Genomic DNA, 18836 nt, shown 5'->3' on the forward strand with positions numbered 1-18836 from the left:
CCGTGCAGGTACAAAAAAACCGCCTGACTCAAATGATGAGTCAGGCGGTTTTTTATTACCAAGAGTATTAGGGGGAAGCAGTCAGCTCATGCTTTGGCAGTCGCGGCAGCGGCAGCAGCAGCTGCGCCGACAGCAGCACTTTCAGCGGCGCTGGATGGTTCGGTGGTGACGGCCTTGATGCCTACGGCATGCAGTCCCTTGGGGCCTTGAACAATATTGAAAACCACGGATTGTCCGGCCTTGAGGGTTTTATACCCGTCCATCTCAATGGCGGAGTAGTGCGCAAAGAAATCAATGTCTTTGCCATCCTCGTCACGTCCTTCACGGGCATCGGTATTGATGAAGCCGAATCCCTTGGCATTGTTGAACCACTTGACCTTGCCGACAGCCATGCTCAAATCCCTCTGCAACAGACTCCATCGCTGGAGTATCATCCAGGACATCCGCAATCTAATCCGTTAAAAGGATTGACTCCGCGGATCTTTTTTACCCACTGTGGGCTCTATTGGTTGTAACACCGTTTTCCCGATAGTCAAGGTGACCGGGCAGTCGGAGTTGAAAAGGTGTACAGCCGCCCCCACCACTGTATTTGCACAACTGACGAACCTTTCTTTCCATGCATGCAATCAGCCAGATTCGACTAACATTCAATCAGGATCGCCCGCTTCTCCAAAAGGATCATCCAGAGGAGCACGACGACGATTCGGCAGGCGTTGCTGTTCAGGAAGCAAAGCCTGCGTTACAGGCGCCGCCGATGTACAAGGTGGTTTTGTTCAATGATGACTACACACCGATGGATTTCGTCGTCGAAGTGCTCGAGGTGTTTTTTAACCTGAATCGCGAGCTGGCGACCAAGGTCATGCTGGCCGTTCACACAGAAGGACGGGCAGTATGTGGAGTGTTTACCCGCGACATCGCCGAGACAAAGGCCATGCAGGTCAACCAGTACGCCAGGGAAAGCCAGCATCCGCTACTCTGTGAAATCGAGAAGGACGGTTAATCGCCGACCACTTGGGTATGAGGTGAAGCTATGTTAAACCGCGAGCTCGAAGTCACCCTCAATCTTGCCTTCAAGGAGGCTCGTTCGAAGCGTCATGAATTCATGACCGTCGAACACCTGCTGCTGGCCCTATTGGACAATGAGGCTGCCGCCACCGTATTGCGTGCCTGCGGCGCAAACCTCGACAAACTCAAGCACGACCTGCAGGAGTTCATCGACTCCACCACGCCACTGATCCCCGTCCATGACGAAGATCGCGAGACCCAGCCAACCCTGGGCTTCCAGCGTGTACTGCAACGTGCTGTCTTTCATGTACAGAGCTCGGGCAAACGCGAAGTAACCGGCGCCAACGTGCTGGTTGCCATCTTCAGTGAGCAAGAGAGTCAGGCCGTATTCCTGCTGAAACAGCAGAGCGTTGCGCGCATTGATGTCGTCAATTACATCGCCCACGGCATTTCCAAAGTGCCGGGGCATGGCGATCACTCTGAAGGTGAACAAGATATGCAGGACGACGAGGGCGGTGAGTCTTCTTCTTCAGGCAATCCGCTGGATGCTTATGCCAGCAATCTCAACGAACTCGCGCGCCAGGGTCGGATTGATCCGCTGGTCGGCCGCGAGATGGAAGTCGAGCGTGTCGCGCAGATTCTGGCGCGTCGGCGCAAGAACAATCCGCTGCTGGTCGGCGAGGCAGGCGTGGGTAAAACCGCGATTGCCGAAGGCCTGGCCAAGCGCATTGTCGACAACCAGGTGCCGGATCTGCTGGCCAACAGCGTCGTTTATTCGCTCGATCTCGGTGCCCTGCTGGCAGGCACCAAGTATCGCGGTGATTTCGAGAAGCGCTTCAAGGCGCTGCTCAATGAACTGAAAAAACGTCCGCAGGCGATCCTGTTCATCGACGAAATTCACACCATCATCGGTGCGGGTGCTGCGTCCGGTGGCGTGATGGATGCCTCGAACCTGCTCAAGCCGCTGCTGTCGTCTGGCGACATTCGTTGCATCGGCTCGACCACGTTCCAGGAATTTCGCGGCATCTTCGAGAAGGATCGGGCCTTGGCTCGACGCTTCCAGAAGGTTGATGTCGTCGAGCCGTCGGTGGAAGACACCATCGGTATCCTGCGCGGCCTGAAAGGGCGTTTCGAGCAGCACCACAACATCGAATACAGCGATGAGTCGTTGCGCGCCGCTGCTGAACTGGCATCGCGCTACATCAATGACCGGCATATGCCGGACAAGGCCATCGACGTGATCGACGAGGCGGGTGCCTATCAGCGCCTGCAGCCGGCCGATAAACGCGTGAAGCGCATTGACGTGCCGCAGGTTGAAGACATCGTGGCGAAGATCGCGCGGATTCCGCCGAAACACGTCACCAGCTCCGACAAGGAACTGCTGCGTAACCTGGAGCGTGACCTGAAGCTGACGGTGTTTGGTCAGGACGCAGCCATCGATTCGCTGTCGACTGCGATCAAGCTGTCCCGCGCCGGCCTCAAGTCGCCTGACAAGCCAGTCGGTTCGTTCCTGTTCGCCGGTCCGACCGGTGTCGGTAAAACCGAAGCTGCGCGGCAATTGGCCAAGGCACTGGGGATCGAACTGGTGCGCTTCGACATGTCCGAGTACATGGAGCGTCACACCGTATCGCGTCTGATCGGTGCGCCTCCAGGCTATGTCGGGTTCGATCAGGGAGGTCTGTTGACCGAAGCGATCACCAAGCAACCGCACTGCGTATTGCTGCTCGATGAAATCGAGAAGGCGCATCCGGAAGTCTTCAACCTGCTGCTGCAGGTGATGGACCACGGTACGCTCACCGATAACAACGGGCGCAAGGCGGACTTCCGCAATGTGATCATCATCATGACCACCAACGCCGGCGCCGAAACCGCGGCGCGTGCTTCGATCGGTTTCACCCATCAGGACCACTCGTCTGATGCGATGGAAGTGATCAAGAAGAGCTTTACGCCGGAATTCCGTAACCGTCTGGACACCATTATCCAGTTTGGTCGCCTCAGTCATGAGGTCATCAAAAGTGTGGTGGACAAGTTCCTTACCGAACTGCAGGCGCAGCTGGAAGACAAGCGTGTGTTGCTCGAGGTTACCGATGCAGCGCGCAGTTGGCTGGCGGCCGGTGGCTACGATTCGGCCATGGGTGCGCGTCCGATGGCGCGTCTGATCCAGGACAAGATCAAGCGTCCGTTGGCGGAGGAGATTCTGTTTGGCGAGCTGGCCGAGCATGGCGGTGTGGTGCACATCGACATCAAGGATGGTGAGCTGACGTTTGACTTCGAGACTACGGCGGAGATGGCCTGACGGCTTGGTTGTTGGTTTGGAAGGCGCCTTCGGGCGCCTTTTTGTTGGCTGATGTTTTTGGGTGTATATCCGTTGCTGCGGGTGTTGCTGATTAGGGTTCCGCCCTTACGGCGGGTCACTTTTGGCAAACGCCCCAAAAGTAACCAAAAGGTCTGTGCCCTGACGTTCGGCCCTCGCTTAGGCTCGGGTTCCTTCGCTCCGGGATTCATCCGGGGGGCAGCGCCTACGGTTTGCTTCGCTGCACCTCCTCTCGCTGTGTTTGGCTGCGCCAAACGGTCGCTGCGCTCCCACCCCCGGATAAACCCCTCCACTCAGCCTGCCGACGGGCCCTCAGATCAAAAGCGGTACTCGAGCTAACGCTCATTGTGTTGAGTGGGGCGGCTTCGCCGCAGGGGGCAGCACGCAATCTGAACTGTACCTGCTGGCGATGGCGGCCTACGAGCCGACCGATCTCTAACTGAATGCACTCAATCCAAATGTGGGAGCGGGCTTGCTCGCGAAAGCGGCCTGCCAGTCGACCAATTTCTTAATGAATGTACCCAGTCCCATGTAGGAACTGCCGAAGGCTGTGATCTTTTGATCTGCTTTGGCTTTGGCTTTGGCTTTGGCTTTGGTTTTTGATGTGGCTTTTGATCTTCAGCCCATCGGCAGGCCGAGCGAAGGTGTCCATCAGGGGGTTAGGCGCGCAGCGCCATGCGGCGAAGCCGCATCCATCGAGAGGAGGTGCAGCGAAGCAAACCGGAGGCGATGCCCCCTGATGGGCACCGTAGCGAGGGAACACTGAGCCTCAGCGAAGTGCCGTACGCCGGGGCAAAGCCTTTTGGGTTACCTTTTCGGCGTTTGGAAAAGGTGACTCGCTGTAAGAGCGAAACCATAGGAGGCCGTTACCGCAGCAACGGATATACACCCAAAACCCAGGCCCAAACCCAAACCCAAACCCAGGCCCAAACCCAAACCCAAACCCAAATCGCAGACAAACAAAAACGCCCGGCAAAGCCGGGCGTCTTGTATTGACTTGATTAGCGAGCGCGGTAAGTGATGCGCCCTTTGCTCAAGTCATAGGGCGTCAGCTCGACGCGCACTTTGTCACCGGTAAGAATACGAATGTAGTTCTTGCGCATCTTGCCGGAGATATGCGCGGTTACGACGTGCCCATTTTCCAACTCCACACGAAACATGGTGTTGGGCAGGGTGTCGACGACAGTGCCTTCCATTTCGAAGCTGTCTTCTTTCGACATGCAGTAAAGCCCTCGGTGTCCAATGAATGGCCCGGTGCAACTGCGCCAGGCAAAAGCGGCGTGCATTGTGCCCGAAAAAGGGGGTTCAAGCCAAGGGGTTTACGGCTTGCGATTAGTTCAGGATCACCCAGCGCTGATTAATCAGCAATTCGATGGGGCGATATTGGGTCTTGTAGTTCATCTTTTTGCAGTTCTTGATCCAGTAACCGAGATACACCGCCTCCAGCCCCAGGCGCTGACTTTCAGCGATTTGCCACAGGATTGCGAAACGCCCCAGGCTGCGGCGCTCTTCGTCAGGCTCGTAAAACGTATAGACCGCCGACAAACCGTTGGGCAGCAAGTCGGTGACGGCGACGGCGAGTAACCGTCCGTCGAGACGAAATTCGTAGAAGCGCGAAAAGGGCAGGTCACGTACCAGGAAGGTCGAAAACTGGTCGCGGCTCGGCGGGTACATGTCGCCATCGGCATGTCGCTGCTCGATATAGCGCTGGTACAGATCGAAATATTCTTCGCTAAAGTGCGGTTTTACCGGGCGCACATGCAAGTCGGCATTGCGTTTGAAAATGCGTTTCTGCTGGCGGTTGGGGCTGAACTGCGATACCGGGATGCGCGCAGGCACGCACGCATTGCAATTCTGGCAATGAGGTCGATACAGATGATCGCCGCTGCGACGAAAACCCATTTCCGACAGGTCTGCGTAGACATGCACATCCATGGGCTGACTAGGGTCGAGGAACAGCGTCGTCGCCTGCTCCTCGGGCAGATAACTGCAGGAATGAGGCTGAGTGGCATAGAACTTCAAGCGCGCCAACTCGGTCATGATCAACCCTCGGGATAAGCTGGTGAATTAAGTGTAAGCCACGCGCGCAAAAGTCGCTCAGCAAACCCAGGTGGCACGACTGGGTTGATCCAGGTGGCGAGCCAGATAGTCGGCGAATTCGCGGCGGGGGATCGCCCGCGCGCCAAGGCTGTGCAGATGATCGGTCGGCATCTGGCAGTCAATCAGGACGAATCCGGCTTCTTTCAGGTGCTGCACCAGCGTTGCAAAGCCAAATTTGGAGGCATTGTCGGCGCGACTGAACATCGATTCGCCGAAAAACAGCTGACCCATCGCCAGGCCATACAGGCCGCCGACCAGTTGGCCCTGATCCCAGACTTCGACCGAATGGGCGAAGCCGCGGCGGTGCAGTTCGAGGTAGGCGTCCTGCATGGCTTCGGTGATCCAGGTACCGTCGGCGTAGTCCCGTGGTGCAGCGCAGGCGCGAATGACGGCTGCGAAATCCTGATCGAAGGTCACCTGATAGCGTTGCTGGCGCAGCAGTTTGCCGAGGCTGCGCGAGACGTGCAGTTCGTCGGGAAACAGAACGGTGCGCGGATCCGGAGACCACCAGAGAATCGGCTGGCCTTCGGAGAACCACGGAAAACAGCCATGCCGGTAAGCCTGCACCAGGCGATCGGCGGACAGGTCGCCACCGGCAGCCAGCAATCCATTGGGATCGCGCATGGCCTTTTCCAGAGGTGGGAAAGTCAGGGAGTTGCGTTGTAACCAAGTCAGCATGGCGTCCAGGCTTGCAGAAGGGGAGGGCGGTGCGGGCATCAGGCCCGCGATAAAGTGTGCCGTTAAATGACAGGAATGTCGTCCAGATACTTCTCCGCGTCCAGTGCCGCCATGCAGCCGGCTCCTGCCGAGGTCACGGCCTGGCGATAAACGTGGTCGGCCACGTCGCCGGCAGCGAAGACGCCGGGGATCTCGGTGGCGGTGGCGTCACCGTCATTGCCGCCCCTGACCAACAGATAGCCGTCACGCATCGGCAACTGGCCCTGGAACAGGTCGGTGTTGGGTTTGTGGCCGATGGCAATGAATACGCCGGCCAGCGGCAACTCACGGGTATCGCCTGTGTGGCTGTCACGCAGGCGTGCACCGGTCACGCCGCTGGCGTCGCCCAGCACTTCATCCAGATTCTGGTTCCAGTGCAGGCGAACGTTGCCGTTGGCGGCTTTTTCGAACAGTTTGTCCTGAAGGATTTTCTCCGAGCGCAATTTGTCGCGACGGTGGATCAAGTGCACCTCTTTGGCGATGTTCGACAGGTACAGCGCTTCCTCGACGGCGGTGTTGCCGCCGCCCACCACCGCGACCACCTGATTGCGGTAGAAGAAGCCGTCACAGGTCGCGCAGGCCGACACGCCTTTGCCGGCAAAGGCTTCTTCCGAGGGTAGTCCCAGATACTGCGCCGAAGCGCCGGTGGCAATGATCAGCGCGTCGCAGGTGTAGGTGCCGCTGTCGCCGATGAGTTCGAACGGGCGCTGCTGCAACTTGGCGGTGTGGATGTGGTCGTAAACGATCTCTGTGGCAAAGCGCTCGGCGTGTTTCTGCATGCGCTCCATCAGTACCGGGCCGGTCAGGCCTTCGACGTCGCCGGGCCAGTTGTCGACTTCGACGGTGGTGGTGAGCTGGCCACCGGCCTGCAGGCCGGTAATGACCACCGGTTTGAGATTGGCGCGGGCGGCGTATACGGCGGCGCTGTAACCGGCCGGGCCGGAGCCAAGAATGATCAGGCGTGAATGCTTCGCTGCGTTCATCAAATACACCTCATAAGCCTTTGTCACAAAAGACAATGCATGCTCAAATTGAACCGCAGGGTTTGTGGGATTGGCTATGCTCAGCTAAGGGTTTTGAAGCATGGCATCAGCCGCACAAACCCGTACAATGCCGGACTGTTACAGAATATTCGCCGTGCGCAGTGTTTATAGCTGTGTTTATAAAAGCAGCGGCACAGTGTTAAAAGTAGTCTCAGTTGCGCCGGTTCACTTTTTTACCTGCCTGGATTGGGCAGTTTTTTATCGTCATTCAATAGATGGACGCGCCCCGGGCGCAGGAAAAGAAGCGTTTTGAAGAAATCCACCGCAGCACCAAAAACAGTCGTTCCGCTCTGGCGCCAGCAATTGCACTACCGGCTCAAGGAAGGTGCATTGATCGCCATCGGTGCCTTGTGCCTGTTCCTGATGATGGCTTTGCTGACCTACGGCAAGGACGATCCGGGCTGGAGCCACAACAGCAAGATCGACGACGTGCAGAACTTCGGTGGCCCGGCCGGTTCCTACAGCGCCGACATCCTGTTCATGGTGCTGGGTTACTTCGCGTACATCTTCCCGTTGCTGCTGGCGGTCAAGGCGTATCAGATCTTCCGTCAACGTCACGAGCCGTGGCAGTGGAGCGGCTGGCTGTTCTCCTGGCGCCTGATCGGTCTGGTGTTCCTGGTGCTGTCGGGCGCCGCGCTGGCGCATATCCATTTCCATGCGGCCACCGGGCTGCCGGCGGGGGCGGGCGGGGCGCTGGGGGAAAGTCTCGGTGATCTGGCGCGTAACGCGCTGAATATCCAGGGCAGCACGCTGCTGTTCATTGCACTGTTCCTGTTCGGCCTGACCGTATTCACTGACCTGTCGTGGTTCAAGGTGATGGACGTCACCGGCAAAATCACCCTCGACCTGTTCGAACTGTTCCAGGGCGCGATCAACCGCTGGTGGTCGGCGCGTACCGAGCGTAAGCAACTGGTTGCGCAGCTGCGTGAAGTCGATGATCGCGTCCACGACGTGGTGGCGCCGACCGTTACCGACAAGCGTGAACAGGCCAAGGTCAAGGAGCGCCTGATCGAGCGCGAACAGGCCCTGAGCAAGCACATGTCCGATCGCGAGAAACAGGTGCCGCCGGTCATCGCCCCGGCTCCGGTCAAGGCGCCCGAGCCAAGCAAGCGCGTGCAGAAAGAGAAGCAGGCGCCTCTGTTCGTCGACAGCGCCGTCGAAGGCACCTTGCCGCCGATCTCGATTCTCGATCCTGCGGAAAAGAAACAACTCAATTATTCGCCGGAATCCCTGGCAGCGGTCGGCCACTTGCTGGAGATCAAGCTCAAGGAGTTCGGCGTCGAGGTCACCGTGGACTCGATCCATCCGGGCCCGGTGATTACCCGTTACGAAATTCAGCCTGCCGCCGGCGTCAAAGTCAGCCGCATCGCCAACCTGGCCAAAGACCTTGCACGTTCGCTGGCCGTGACCAGTGTGCGGGTGGTCGAGGTGATTCCGGGCAAGACCACGGTCGGTATCGAGATTCCCAACGAAGACCGGCAGATCGTGCGTTTCTCCGAAGTGCTGTCGACCCCCGAGTACGACAACTTCAAATCGCCGGTCACCCTCGCTCTGGGCCACGACATTGGCGGCAAACCGGTCATCACCGACCTGGCGAAGATGCCGCACCTGCTGGTCGCCGGTACGACCGGTTCCGGTAAGTCGGTGGGTGTGAACGCGATGATCCTGTCGATCCTCTTCAAGTCTGGCCCGGAAGACGCCAAGCTGATCATGATCGACCCGAAAATGCTCGAGCTGTCGATCTACGAAGGCATTCCGCACCTGCTGTGCCCAGTGGTCACCGACATGAAGGACGCCGCCAACGCCCTGCGCTGGAGCGTTGCCGAGATGGAACGCCGCTACAAGCTGATGGCGAAGATGGGCGTGCGTAACCTGTCCGGCTTCAACGCCAAGGTCAAGGAAGCGCAGGACGCCGGCGAGCCGTTGAGCGATCCGCTGTACAAGCGCGAAAGCATCCACGACGAAGCGCCGCTGCTGCAGAAGCTGCCGACCATCGTCGTGGTCGTCGACGAATTCGCCGACATGATGATGATCGTCGGCAAGAAAGTTGAAGAACTGATCGCCCGTATCGCGCAGAAGGCGCGTGCCGCCGGTATTCACTTGATCCTCGCGACCCAGCGTCCTTCGGTGGACGTGATCACCGGTCTGATCAAGGCCAACATTCCGACGCGGATGGCGTTCCAGGTGTCGAGCAAGATCGACTCGCGGACCATCATCGACCAGGGCGGTGCCGAGCAACTGCTCGGTCACGGTGACATGCTCTACATGCCGCCGGGCACCAGCCTGCCGATCCGGGTTCACGGCGCGTTCGTTTCCGACGATGAAGTACACCGCGTGGTGGAAGCCTGGAAACTGCGTGGCGCACCGGAATACAACGATGACATCCTCAACGGTGTCGAAGAGGCGGGCAGCGGTTTTGAAGGCAGCAGCGGTGGCGGCGACGGTGATGATCCGGAGACCGACGCGCTGTATGACGAAGCCGTGCAGTTCGTGCTGGAAAGCCGCCGGGCGTCGATTTCCGCGGTACAGCGCAAGCTGAAGATCGGTTACAACCGCGCTGCGCGCATGATCGAAGCCATGGAAATGGCCGGCGTGGTGACTGCGATGAACACCAACGGTTCGCGTGAAGTACTGGCCCCGGGGCCGATGCGCGACTGATTCGGCCGCTCCGATTTGCAACAAAGGATGGCGCAATGACGCGCCGTCCACTCCCCACAAGTATTCAAGAGGACTCCCATGCGTCTTATCCGCATGCTGTTGCCAGTACTGGCGCTGACCACTTTCACGGCCCACGCCGATGACAAGGACGTAGCGCGTCTGACCCAATTGCTGGAAACATCGAAAACCCTGACCGCGAATTTTTCCCAGCTGACCCTCGACGGCAGCGGCACGCAGTTGCAGGAAACTCGCGGTGATATGGTTCTGCAGCGTCCGGGCCTGTTCTACTGGCACACCGAAGCGCCAAACGAGCAGACCATGGTCTCCGATGGCAAGAAAGTCACCCTGTGGGACCCGGACCTGGAACAGGCCACCATCAAGAAGCTCGACGAGCGTCTGACCCAGACCCCGGCGCTGCTGCTGTCCGGTGATGTTTCGAAGATCAGCCAGAGCTTTGATATCAGCGCGAAAGAGGCGGGCGGCGTGATCGACTTCACCCTCAAGCCGAAGACCAAGGACACCCTGTTCGACAGCCTGCGCCTGTCGTTCCGTAATGGTCTGATCAATGACATGCAACTGGTCGACAGCGTCGGTCAGCGCACCAACATCCTGTTCACCGGGGTCAAGGCCAACGAACCTGTATCGGCGTCGAAGTTCAAGTTCGACGTCCCGAAGGGTGCTGACGTTATCCAGGAATAAACCCCGGATCCCGGGTTGGGCTGTTGTGGCTTGGAGCTTTTGTGGCGAGGGAGCTTGCTCCCGCTGGGGCGCGAAGCGGCCCCGCTCTTGAATCAAAAGCGGGGACTGCTGCGCAGTCCAGCGGGAGCAAGCTCCCTCGCCACAGGGTTTACCCCAGGTTTCATATAATCAGAGGTTTCAACGCTACGTGATGGATCTGTTTCGCAGTGCACCGATTGCCCAGCCACTGGCCGCGCGTTTGCGTGCGACCAATCTGGATGAGTACGTCGGTCAGGAACACGTGCTCGCTCGCGGCAAGCCTCTGCGTGAGGCGCTGGAGCAGGGTGCCCTGCATTCGATGATCTTCTGGGGGCCGCCGGGTGTGGGCAAGACCACCCTCGCGCGATTGCTTGCGGAAGTCTCGGATGCGCACTTCGAAACGGTCTCGGCGGTACTCGCTGGGGTCAAGGAGATCCGTCAGGCGGTGGAAATCGCCAAGCAGCAGGCCGGCCAGTACGGTAAGCGCACGATTCTGTTCGTCGATGAAGTGCACCGTTTCAACAAGTCGCAGCAGGATGCGTTCCTGCCGTATGTTGAGGACGGCACGCTGATTTTCATCGGCGCCACCACCGAAAACCCTTCGTTTGAATTGAACAACGCGCTGTTGTCGCGGGCCCGTGTCTATGTGCTGAAAAGCCTAGACGAAACGGCGCTGCGCAAACTGGTGCACCGCGCACTCACCGAAGAGCGCGGGCTGGGCAAACGCAACCTGACCCTCAGCGATGAAGGCTTCCAGATGCTGCTGTCGGCCGCCGATGGCGATGGCCGGCGCCTGCTCAATCTGCTGGAGAACGCCTCGGATCTGGCCGAAGACAACAGCGAGATGGGCACCGAGTTGCTGCAAAGCCTGCTCGGCGACACCCGGCGACGCTTCGACAAGGGCGGCGAAGCGTTCTACGACCAGATTTCGGCGCTGCACAAGTCGGTGCGTGGCTCCAACCCTGATGGCGCGCTGTACTGGTTCGCGCGAATGATCGACGGCGGCTGCGATCCGCTGTATCTGGCGCGGCGCGTGGTGCGCATGGCCAGCGAAGACATCGGCAACGCCGACCCGCGTGCCCTGAGCCTGTGCCTGGCGGCATGGGAGGTGCAGGAGCGCCTCGGCAGTCCGGAAGGCGAGTTGGCGGTGGCCCAGGCCATCACCTATCTGGCCTGCGCGCCGAAAAGCAATGCGGTGTACATGGGCTTCAAGACCGCACTGCGCGCCGCTGCCGAGTACGGTTCGCTGGAAGTGCCGCTGCACTTGCGCAATGCCCCAACCAAGCTGATGAAGCAGTTGGGCTATGGCGACGAATACCGCTACGCCCACGACGAGCCGGACGCCTATGCCGCCGGCGAAGACTATTTCCCGGAAGAACTCGAACCGATTCCGTTCTACCAACCGGTGCCCCGTGGCCTGGAATTGAAGATCGGCGAGAAGCTCAACCACCTCGCTCAACTCGACCGTTTAAGCCCAAGACAGCGGAGAAAATAGTGCTTCCATTGATCGTTGCGGTCTCCGTCGGCGGAATTGCCGGCACCCTGTTGCGCTTCGCCACCGGCAATTGGGTCAACGCCAATTGGCCGCGGCACTTCTATACCGCGACGCTGGCCGTTAATATCGTGGGCTGTCTGCTGATTGGCGTGTTGTACGGCCTGTTTCTGATACGCCCGGAGGTGCCGATCGAGGTGCGTGCCGGGTTGATCGTCGGCTTCCTCGGGGGGCTGACGACTTTTTCATCCTTTTCACTGGATACGGTGCGTCTGCTGGAAAGCGGGCAAGTGCCGCTGGCCCTGGGCTATGCGGCAATCAGCGTATTCGGCGGGCTGCTCGCGACATGGGCCGGCCTGTCCCTGACCAAACTTTGATAACGAGAAACCGACATGCTCGATTCCAAACTGTTACGTAGCAACCTTCAGGACGTAGCGGACCGCCTGGCTTCCCGTGGCTTTGCCCTGGATACCGCGCGCATCGAAGCGCTGGAAGAACAGCGCAAGACCGTCCAGACCCGCACCGAAGCACTGCAGGCTGAGCGTAACGCGCGTTCCAAATCCATCGGTCAGGCCAAGCAGCGCGGCGAAGACATCGCGCCGCTGATGGCGGACGTCGAGCGCATGGCGGGCGAGCTGAGTGCCGGTAAAGTCGAGCTGGACGCGATCCAGACCGAGCTGGACTCGATCCTGCTGGGTATCCCCAACCTGCCGCACGAATCGGTACCGGTCGGCAAAGACGAAGACGACAACGTCGAAGTGCGCCGCTGGGGCACCCCGACGCAGTTCGATTTCGAAGTCAAAGACCACGTTGCCCTCGGTGAGAAGTTCGGCTGGCTGGACTTTGAAACCGCCGCCAAGCTGTCCGGCGCGCGTTTCGCCCTGCTGCGCGGCCCGATCGCCCGTCTGCACCGCGCCCTGGCGCAGTTCATGATCAACCTGCACGTCAACGAGCATGGCTACGAAGAGGCCTACACGCCTTATCTGGTTCAGGCTCCGGCGCTGCAAGGCACCGGTCAACTGCCGAAGTTCGAGGAAGACCTGTTCAAGATCGCTCGCGAAGGCGAAGCTGATCTGTACCTGATCCCGACCGCCGAAGTGTCGTTGACCAACATCGTGGCCGGCGAAATCGTCGACTCGAAACTGTTGCCGATCAAGTTCGTCGCCCACACCCCGTGCTTCCGCAGCGAAGCCGGTGCGTCGGGTCGTGATACTCGCGGCATGATCCGTCAGCACCAGTTCGACAAAGTTGAAATGGTGCAGATCGTCGAGCCGTCGACTTCGATGGAAGCGCTGGAAGGCCTGACCGCCAACGCCGAAAAAGTCCTGCAGCTGCTGGGTCTGCCTTACCGCACCCTGGCGCTGTGCACCGGCGACATGGGCTTCAGCGCCGTCAAGACCTACGATCTCGAAGTGTGGATTCCGAGCCAGGACAAGTACCGCGAAATCTCGTCGTGCTCCAACTGCGGCGACTTCCAGGCCCGCCGCATGCAGGCGCGTTTCCGCAACCCGGAAACCGGCAAACCTGAGCTGGTGCACACCCTCAACGGTTCGGGTCTGGCGGTCGGTCGTACCCTGGTTGCCGTGCTGGAAAACTACCAGCAGGCCGACGGTTCGATCCGTGTGCCGGACGTACTGAAGCCGTACATGGGTGGCCTTGAGGTCATCGGCTAAATGAAATATCTGCCGCTGTTTCACAACCTGCGCGGCAGTCGTGTGTTGGTGGTCGGTGGGGGGGAAATTGCCTTGCGCAAATCCCGCCTGCTGGCCGATGCCGGTGCGCTGCTGCGGGTGGTCGCACCTGAAATCGAAGCGCAACTGCGCGAACTGGTCAGCGCCAGCGGTGGCGAATGTCTGCTGCGTGGTTACGTGGAAGCGGATCTGGACGGTTGCGGGCTGATCATCGCCGCCACCGACGATGAAACGCTGAATGCCCAAGTCTCCAGCGATGCCCATCGGCGTTGCGTGCCGGTCAATGTGGTCGACGCGCCGCAGCTGTGCAGCGTGATCTTTCCTGCGATCGTCGATCGCTCGCCGCTGATTATTGCGGTGTCCAGCGGCGGCGATGCGCCGGTGCTGGCGCGGCTGATTCGCGCCAAGATCGAAACCTGGATTCCCTCAACTTATGGCCAATTGGCCGGACTGGCCGCACGTTTCCGTAATCAGGTGAAAAACCTGTTTCCGGATGTGCAGCAACGTCGTGGTTTCTGGGAAGACGTGTTTCAGGGGCCGATTGCCGATCGGCAACTGGCCGGGCAGGGCAGCGAGGCCGAACGTCTGTTGCAGGCCAAGATCGATGGCGAAGCGGCGATCACCACCGGTGAGGTGTATCTGGTAGGGGCCGGGCCGGGTGATCCGGATCTACTGACCTTCCGCGCCTTGCGCCTGATGCAGCAAGCCGACGTGGTGCTGTACGACCGTTTGGTCGCTCCGGCGATTCTTGAACTGTGCCGTCGCGATGCCGAGCGCGTCTACGTCGGCAAGCGTCGCTCTGATCACGCGGTGCCGCAGGATCAGATCAACCAGCAACTGGTCGATCTGGCCAAGGCTGGCAAACGCGTGGTGCGCTTGAAGGGCGGTGATCCGTTCATCTTCGGTCGCGGCGGTGAAGAGATCGAAGAGTTGGCGGCCCACGGCATTCCGTTCCAGGTGGTGCCGGGTATCACGGCGGCCAGCGGTTGCGCGGCGTATGCCGGGATTCCGCTGACCCATCGCGATTACGCGCAGTCGGTGCGCTTCGTCACCGGGCACCTGAAGGACGGTTCCACCGATCTGCCTTGGGCCGACCTCGTCGCCCCGGCGCAGACGCTGGTGTTCTATATGGGCCTGGTGGGCTTGCCGGTGATCTGCGAGCAACTGATCAAGCATGGTCGTTCGGCGGACACTCCGGCGGCGTTGATCCAGCAGGGCACTACGGTCAATCAGCGGGTCTTTACTGGCACGCTGGCCGATCTGCCACGCCTGGTGGCGGAGCATGAAGTGCATGCGCCGACGCTGGTGATCGTCGGTGAAGTGGTGCAGTTGCGCGAGAAACTGGCGTGGTTTGAAGGGGCTCAGGCGCAAGTCTGAAAACCGAGTTGCCCTCATTCGCGAGCAAGCCCGCTCCCACATTGGATCTGTGTCATGCGCAAATCACCTGTGGGAGCGGGCTTGCTCGCGAAGAGGCCCTCAAAAACACCGAATCAATTAACCCCGCCGCCAAACTCCTTTCCCGCTCAGCCGCTCCCGATCATGAGCGATGGTGAAATTCTGCTTCGGCCCCTTCGGCACAATCCCCGTCGGATTGATGATCTTGTGGCTACCGTAGTAGTGATTTTTGATGTGCTGAAAATCCACCGTCTCGCCAACTCCCGGCCACTGATACAGCTCGCGCAGCCAGTTCGACAGGTTCGGATAATCAGCAATCCGCCGCAGATTGCACTTGAAGTGTCCGTGGTACACCGCATCGAAGCGAATCATCGTGGTGAACAATCGCACATCGGCCTCGGTCAGGTATTCACCCGTCAGATAGCGATTGGCGCCCAGCACCCGTTCCAAGTGATCCAGCTCGGCAAACACCTCATCGAACGCCTCTTCATAAGCCTGTTGCGAGGTGGCGAACCCAGCGCGATACACGCCGTTGTTGACTGCGGGATAAATCCGTTCATTCAGTGCATCGATCTCGCCGCGTAACGGCGCGGGGTAAAAGTCCAGCTCGTTACCGGTCAGGTCATCGAAGGCGCTGTTGAACATGCGGATGATTTCCGCCGATTCATTGCTGACGATGCGCTTGAGTTTTTTGTCCCACAGCACCGGTACGGTGACGCGGCCGGTGTAGTCGGGCGTGTCGGCTGTGTAGCGCTGGTGCATGAAATCGAAGTGATCGAGCTTGTCGCCAGTCGAGCCGTGGGCCTTGTCGAAGGTCCAGCCGTTTTCCAGCATCAGCCAACTGACCACGGAGACGTCGATCAGATTTTCCAGGCCTTTGAGCTTGCGCAGGATCAGCGTGCGGTGTGCCCAGGGGCAGGCGAGGGAAACGTAAAGGTGATAGCGCCCGGCTTCGGCGGCGAAACCGCCTTCACCGCTCGGCCCTGGCTGGCCGTCAGTGGTGACCCAGTGACGGCGCTGCGCCTGTTCGCGCTGGAACGCGCCGTCCTTGCTGCTTTCGTACCACTTGTCCTGCCAGTGGCCGTCGACGAGTAAACCCATGATCAAGACTCCTGAATCCAATAAGCGTTGGAGCCGAGTCTATTCCGATGAGTTCGAACAAAAAGCGCAAAGATCGGGCGTCGATGATCGGTTAAATCGATTTGTTACGCGCAGCCCAGTATTGCTCGGCGGTTTCGAACGCTTGCTCGCGACTTTGACCGAGACCGCGCAGGGCCAAGGCCATGGTCGAGATCAGCGCCATCTGCGGATAGCTGTCGACCACCTCGCCGCGCCAAACCGCTTTCAAATGCTCGACATCCAGCGAGGCCGGTTTGACGTGGCGCTGGCTCGACAGTTGCGGCCATTCCTCGTCCCAGCTCTCGCCGCCTGTGGTGCCATAGAGGTGGCTGTCGGCATCCGGGTTGATCTCGATTTCGCCGCCATCGCCCTTGACCACGATCGCCGTGTCGCCGAGCAGACCGCTGGCCTCGCGATGCACCGCTTGATAGCCCGGGTGGAAAATGCTTTGCAGGCCACAACGCGCGTGCAGCGGATTGAGAATCCGTGCCAGCGAATGGATCGGCGAACGCAGGCCCATGGTGTTGCGCAGGTCGATCATCTTCTGCAACTGCGGCGCCCAGTCCATCAGCGGCATGAACGCCAGACCACCGTTGTCCAGCGAGCTGCCGACCTGTTGCCAGGTGCGGCACAGCGGAATGTTCAACTCGCCAAGCAGTTGTTCGGTGTACAGACGCCCGGCGGTATGCGCGCCGCCGCCGTGCATGAAGATCCGCACGCCGTTTTGCGCCAGGCACTTGGCCGACAGCAGGTACCACGGCAGATGGCGTTTCTTGCCGGCGTAGGTCGGCCAGTCCAGATCGACGTTCAGCGTTGGTGCTGACAGGCGCTCGCGCAGGGCTTCGGTGAAACCGGCCATTTCCTCGGCGCTTTCTTCCTTGTGCCGCAGCAGCATCAGAAAGGCGCCGAGCTGGGTGTCTTCGACTTTGTCGTCGAGCACCATGCCCATGGCTTCCCGTGCTTCCTCGCGGGTCAGGTCGCGGGCACCGCGCTTGCCCTTGCCGAGGATCCGCACGAATGGTGCGAACGGGTGTTCGGCGGGCGTTTCGAGGGTCAGCGCTGGAAAGTCGGTCATAAGCAATTCGTCGGTTTGGGCAGGCCCGCCAGTTTCGCGGCGAGTTTGGCAGGGGTGCCTTTGAACAGTCGGTTCAGGTGCAGGCTGTTGCCTTTGTCCGGGCCGAGTTTGAGTGCGGTGTACTTGATCAGCGGGCGGGTGGCCGGCGACAGCTGGAATTCTGCGTAGAAGCTGCGCAGCAGTTCGAGGACTTCCCAGTGTTCCGCAGTCAGTTCGATGTCTTCAGCGGCGGCGAGGGCGCTGGCGACGTCATGGGACCAGTCGTCGAGGTCGACCAGAAAGCCGTCCTTGTCCAGTTCGATGGCGCGGGCGCCGACAGTCATGGAATTCATAGCCAGCTGTTGACCTTGTCGTGGTGGATCGACAGTTCGACGAAGGCCGGGTAATCGATGGCCTCGGCCCAGTCGGGAGCAACGATGGCACGGGCCTGCAGGTCTTCGGCGAGGGCGAACAGCTTGACCCGGCGCTCGTTCAGCGTGTTGAACGGCGCGGTGCCAGATTGCAGGGCGTAAACGGCATCGCCGGATAACAGCAAGGCGTCGGCAGCGCCGATCACGCGCAGGCAACTGCTCAGGCGATCGTCGCCGAACGGGGAATGAGACAACACATGCAAAGTCGACATCAGAGGGTGATCACCTGGTCGTAGCGGTCAATGAGGGCGGTGATTTCGCTGGCACCGAGCGGCTGCGCTTCGTCCAGCGACAGACTGCTCAGGCCACGATGGCTGGCGCTGTCGGCGCAGTAGAACAGTTCTTCGACGCCGAACATCGGCAGCGCCTGCAGGTTGGCGCTGAGGTCTTTCTGTTGCAGGGCCTTGGCGTTCTGTCCAGCGGCCAGTTGCAGCACGCCGTCGTCGAGAAACAGCAGGCCGATCGGCAGATCGAACGCGCCGCCGGCCAGCACGATGTCCAGCGCTTCGCGGGCGCCGGGGCCGGACCACGGCGACTGGCGGCTGATGATCAACAGCGATTTGGCCATCTCAAGCGCCTCCGAAACAGATCAGTCGATCGGCGTCCTGCACCGCATCGTGCAACTGGCCGAGGCCGGACAATTCCCACGGCGCGCTGACCGCGACCGCATCACGCTGGTAGCGTTTGGCTTCTTCGTCATTCAGCACGCCACGGCGCAGGGCGGCGGCGATGCACACCACGCCGTCCAGTTGCTGCTCGCTGAAGAACGCGCGCCACTGTTTGGGCAGGTCCAGTTCGTCCTGCGGGGTGACCACCGCGTCCGAGGCGTTGTAGACGCCGTCCTGATAGAAAAACAGCCGGACAATCTCATGCCCGCCGGCCAGCGCAGCCTGCGCAAACAGCAGGGCACGGCGCGAGGAGGGCGCATGGGCGGCGGAAAACAGCGCGATGGCGAACTTCATGACGGACTCGATCAGCAAAACTGCGGCCATGATAATGCTTTATGACGGCATCCGCGAAACCGAAGTCAGGCGCATGCCCTCTGTGGGAGCGGGCTTGCTCGCGAAGGCGTTGGGTCATTCAAAACATCTTTGACTGAT

At 60.0% G+C, this 18836-nt stretch carries 19 protein-coding genes; 8 read left to right on the forward strand and 11 right to left on the reverse strand.

The window, feature by feature from the left end; all coding sequences use genetic code 11:
• Positions 1–86: 86 nt before the first annotated feature.
• Positions 87–392, reverse strand: a complete 306-nt coding sequence (locus AC27VU_RS11835) for a cold shock domain-containing protein (RefSeq protein WP_488724123.1) — start codon at positions 390–392, stop codon at positions 87–89.
• A gap of 224 nt (positions 393–616) precedes the next feature.
• Here AC27VU_RS11835 and clpS point away from each other — a divergent pair, with 224 nt between their 5' ends.
• Together clpS and clpA are read left to right on the forward strand one after the other, a co-directional pair.
• Positions 617–1000: an ATP-dependent Clp protease adapter ClpS gene (clpS, locus tag AC27VU_RS11840; RefSeq protein WP_027614670.1), complete on the forward strand. Its 384-nt coding sequence runs from the start codon at positions 617–619 to the stop codon at positions 998–1000.
• A 30-nt stretch (positions 1001–1030) separates the two neighbouring features.
• Positions 1031–3301, forward strand: coding sequence for an ATP-dependent Clp protease ATP-binding subunit ClpA (gene clpA / locus AC27VU_RS11845; RefSeq protein ID WP_003223837.1), 2271 nt, complete (start codon positions 1031–1033; stop codon positions 3299–3301).
• Positions 3302–4320: 1019 nt separating this feature from the next.
• On the opposite strand, the gene infA is transcribed toward clpA, so the two are convergent.
• The 4 genes from infA to trxB form a co-directional block, all read right to left on the reverse strand.
• A complete protein-coding gene (infA, locus tag AC27VU_RS11850) occupies positions 4321–4539 on the reverse strand; it encodes a translation initiation factor IF-1 (RefSeq protein ID WP_002553999.1) in 219 nt (72 codons plus the stop codon).
• 112 nt (positions 4540–4651) lie between these two features.
• Positions 4652–5359: an arginyltransferase gene (locus AC27VU_RS11855; protein WP_473019321.1), complete on the reverse strand. Its 708-nt coding sequence runs from the start codon at positions 5357–5359 to the stop codon at positions 4652–4654.
• A 57-nt stretch (positions 5360–5416) separates the two neighbouring features.
• A complete protein-coding gene (gene aat, locus AC27VU_RS11860) occupies positions 5417–6097 on the reverse strand; it encodes a leucyl/phenylalanyl-tRNA--protein transferase (RefSeq protein ID WP_045122387.1) in 681 nt (226 codons plus the stop codon).
• A gap of 62 nt (positions 6098–6159) precedes the next feature.
• On the reverse strand, positions 6160–7119 hold the full coding sequence (trxB, locus tag AC27VU_RS11865) for a thioredoxin-disulfide reductase (protein ID WP_400499356.1): 960 nt from the start codon (positions 7117–7119) through the stop codon (positions 6160–6162).
• A 309-nt stretch (positions 7120–7428) separates the two neighbouring features.
• Between trxB and AC27VU_RS11870 the strand changes: the two genes are divergently transcribed.
• From AC27VU_RS11870 to cysG, 6 genes are all read left to right on the forward strand, one after another.
• Positions 7429–9837 (forward strand): DNA translocase FtsK, encoded by a 2409-nt coding sequence (locus tag AC27VU_RS11870; protein WP_045122388.1) that lies wholly within the window; start codon positions 7429–7431, stop codon positions 9835–9837.
• 78 nt (positions 9838–9915) lie between these two features.
• Positions 9916–10536: an outer membrane lipoprotein periplasmic chaperone LolA gene (lolA, locus tag AC27VU_RS11875; RefSeq protein WP_488724124.1), complete on the forward strand. Its 621-nt coding sequence runs from the start codon at positions 9916–9918 to the stop codon at positions 10534–10536.
• Between the two features lie 190 nt (positions 10537–10726).
• Positions 10727–12049: a replication-associated recombination protein A gene (locus tag AC27VU_RS11880; RefSeq protein WP_003223849.1), complete on the forward strand. Its 1323-nt coding sequence runs from the start codon at positions 10727–10729 to the stop codon at positions 12047–12049.
• Complete coding sequence (crcB, locus tag AC27VU_RS11885; RefSeq protein ID WP_003223851.1) at positions 12049–12423, forward strand: fluoride efflux transporter CrcB; 375 nt, start codon at positions 12049–12051, stop codon at positions 12421–12423. The genes AC27VU_RS11880 and crcB overlap by 1 nt, the downstream gene beginning before the upstream one ends.
• 15 nt (positions 12424–12438) lie before the next feature.
• Positions 12439–13719, forward strand: coding sequence for a serine--tRNA ligase (gene serS, locus AC27VU_RS11890; protein WP_003223852.1), 1281 nt, complete (start codon positions 12439–12441; stop codon positions 13717–13719).
• Positions 13720–15114, forward strand: coding sequence for a siroheme synthase CysG (cysG, locus tag AC27VU_RS11895; protein ID WP_003223854.1), 1395 nt, complete (start codon positions 13720–13722; stop codon positions 15112–15114).
• Between the two features lie 117 nt (positions 15115–15231).
• On the opposite strand, the gene AC27VU_RS11900 is transcribed toward cysG, so the two are convergent.
• The 6 genes from AC27VU_RS11900 to tusD all read right to left on the reverse strand — a co-directional run bounded on the left by AC27VU_RS11900 (position 15232) and on the right by tusD (position 18698).
• A complete protein-coding gene (locus AC27VU_RS11900) occupies positions 15232–16233 on the reverse strand; it encodes a glutathione S-transferase family protein (RefSeq protein ID WP_488724125.1) in 1002 nt (333 codons plus the stop codon).
• Between the two features lie 91 nt (positions 16234–16324).
• A complete protein-coding gene (locus tag AC27VU_RS11905) occupies positions 16325–17326 on the reverse strand; it encodes a glycosyl transferase family protein (RefSeq protein ID WP_262141730.1) in 1002 nt (333 codons plus the stop codon).
• A complete protein-coding gene (locus AC27VU_RS11910; protein WP_003223861.1) occupies positions 17323–17658 on the reverse strand; it encodes a TusE/DsrC/DsvC family sulfur relay protein in 336 nt (111 codons plus the stop codon). Before AC27VU_RS11910 ends, AC27VU_RS11905 begins: the two co-directional genes overlap by 4 nt.
• Positions 17655–17948: a sulfurtransferase complex subunit TusB gene (tusB, locus tag AC27VU_RS11915; protein ID WP_262141729.1), complete on the reverse strand. Its 294-nt coding sequence runs from the start codon at positions 17946–17948 to the stop codon at positions 17655–17657. Before tusB ends, AC27VU_RS11910 begins: the two co-directional genes overlap by 4 nt.
• Entirely contained in the window at positions 17948–18304 is a 357-nt protein-coding gene (gene tusC / locus AC27VU_RS11920) for a sulfurtransferase complex subunit TusC (protein WP_103521193.1), read from the reverse strand. The genes tusB and tusC overlap by 1 nt, the downstream gene beginning before the upstream one ends.
• A 1-nt stretch (position 18305) precedes the next feature.
• Entirely contained in the window at positions 18306–18698 is a 393-nt protein-coding gene (gene tusD, locus AC27VU_RS11925; RefSeq protein ID WP_488724138.1) for a sulfurtransferase complex subunit TusD, read from the reverse strand.
• Positions 18699–18836 lie beyond the last annotated feature (138 nt).

It is taken from the genome of Pseudomonas sp. 14P5.3.2, from assembly GCF_057799175.1.

What these genes read in the sequence shown, in the direction of transcription:
- AC27VU_RS11835 (WP_488724123.1), bottom strand. Translation starts at nt 392, where the DNA reads ATGGCTGTCGGCAAGGTCAAGTGGTTCAACAATGCCAAGGGATTCGGC.
- clpS (WP_027614670.1), top strand. Translation starts at nt 617, where the DNA reads ATGCATGCAATCAGCCAGATTCGACTAACATTCAATCAGGATCGCCCG.
- clpA (WP_003223837.1), top strand. Translation starts at nt 1,031, where the DNA reads ATGTTAAACCGCGAGCTCGAAGTCACCCTCAATCTTGCCTTCAAGGAG.
- infA (WP_002553999.1), bottom strand. Translation starts at nt 4,539, where the DNA reads ATGTCGAAAGAAGACAGCTTCGAAATGGAAGGCACTGTCGTCGACACC.
- AC27VU_RS11855 (WP_473019321.1), bottom strand. Translation starts at nt 5,359, where the DNA reads ATGACCGAGTTGGCGCGCTTGAAGTTCTATGCCACTCAGCCTCATTCC.
- aat (WP_045122387.1), bottom strand. Translation starts at nt 6,097, where the DNA reads ATGCTGACTTGGTTACAACGCAACTCCCTGACTTTCCCACCTCTGGAA.
- trxB (WP_400499356.1), bottom strand. Translation starts at nt 7,119, where the DNA reads ATGAACGCAGCGAAGCATTCACGCCTGATCATTCTTGGCTCCGGCCCG.
- lolA (WP_488724124.1), top strand. Translation starts at nt 9,916, where the DNA reads ATGCGTCTTATCCGCATGCTGTTGCCAGTACTGGCGCTGACCACTTTC.
- AC27VU_RS11880 (WP_003223849.1), top strand. Translation starts at nt 10,727, where the DNA reads ATGGATCTGTTTCGCAGTGCACCGATTGCCCAGCCACTGGCCGCGCGT.
- serS (WP_003223852.1), top strand. Translation starts at nt 12,439, where the DNA reads ATGCTCGATTCCAAACTGTTACGTAGCAACCTTCAGGACGTAGCGGAC.
- cysG (WP_003223854.1), top strand. Translation starts at nt 13,720, where the DNA reads ATGAAATATCTGCCGCTGTTTCACAACCTGCGCGGCAGTCGTGTGTTG.
- AC27VU_RS11900 (WP_488724125.1), bottom strand. Translation starts at nt 16,233, where the DNA reads ATGGGTTTACTCGTCGACGGCCACTGGCAGGACAAGTGGTACGAAAGC.
- AC27VU_RS11905 (WP_262141730.1), bottom strand. Translation starts at nt 17,326, where the DNA reads ATGACCGACTTTCCAGCGCTGACCCTCGAAACGCCCGCCGAACACCCG.
- AC27VU_RS11910 (WP_003223861.1), bottom strand. Translation starts at nt 17,658, where the DNA reads ATGAATTCCATGACTGTCGGCGCCCGCGCCATCGAACTGGACAAGGAC.
- tusB (WP_262141729.1), bottom strand. Translation starts at nt 17,948, where the DNA reads ATGTCGACTTTGCATGTGTTGTCTCATTCCCCGTTCGGCGACGATCGC.
- tusC (WP_103521193.1), bottom strand. Translation starts at nt 18,304, where the DNA reads ATGGCCAAATCGCTGTTGATCATCAGCCGCCAGTCGCCGTGGTCCGGC.
- tusD (WP_488724138.1), bottom strand. Translation starts at nt 18,698, where the DNA reads ATGAAGTTCGCCATCGCGCTGTTTTCCGCCGCCCATGCGCCCTCCTCG.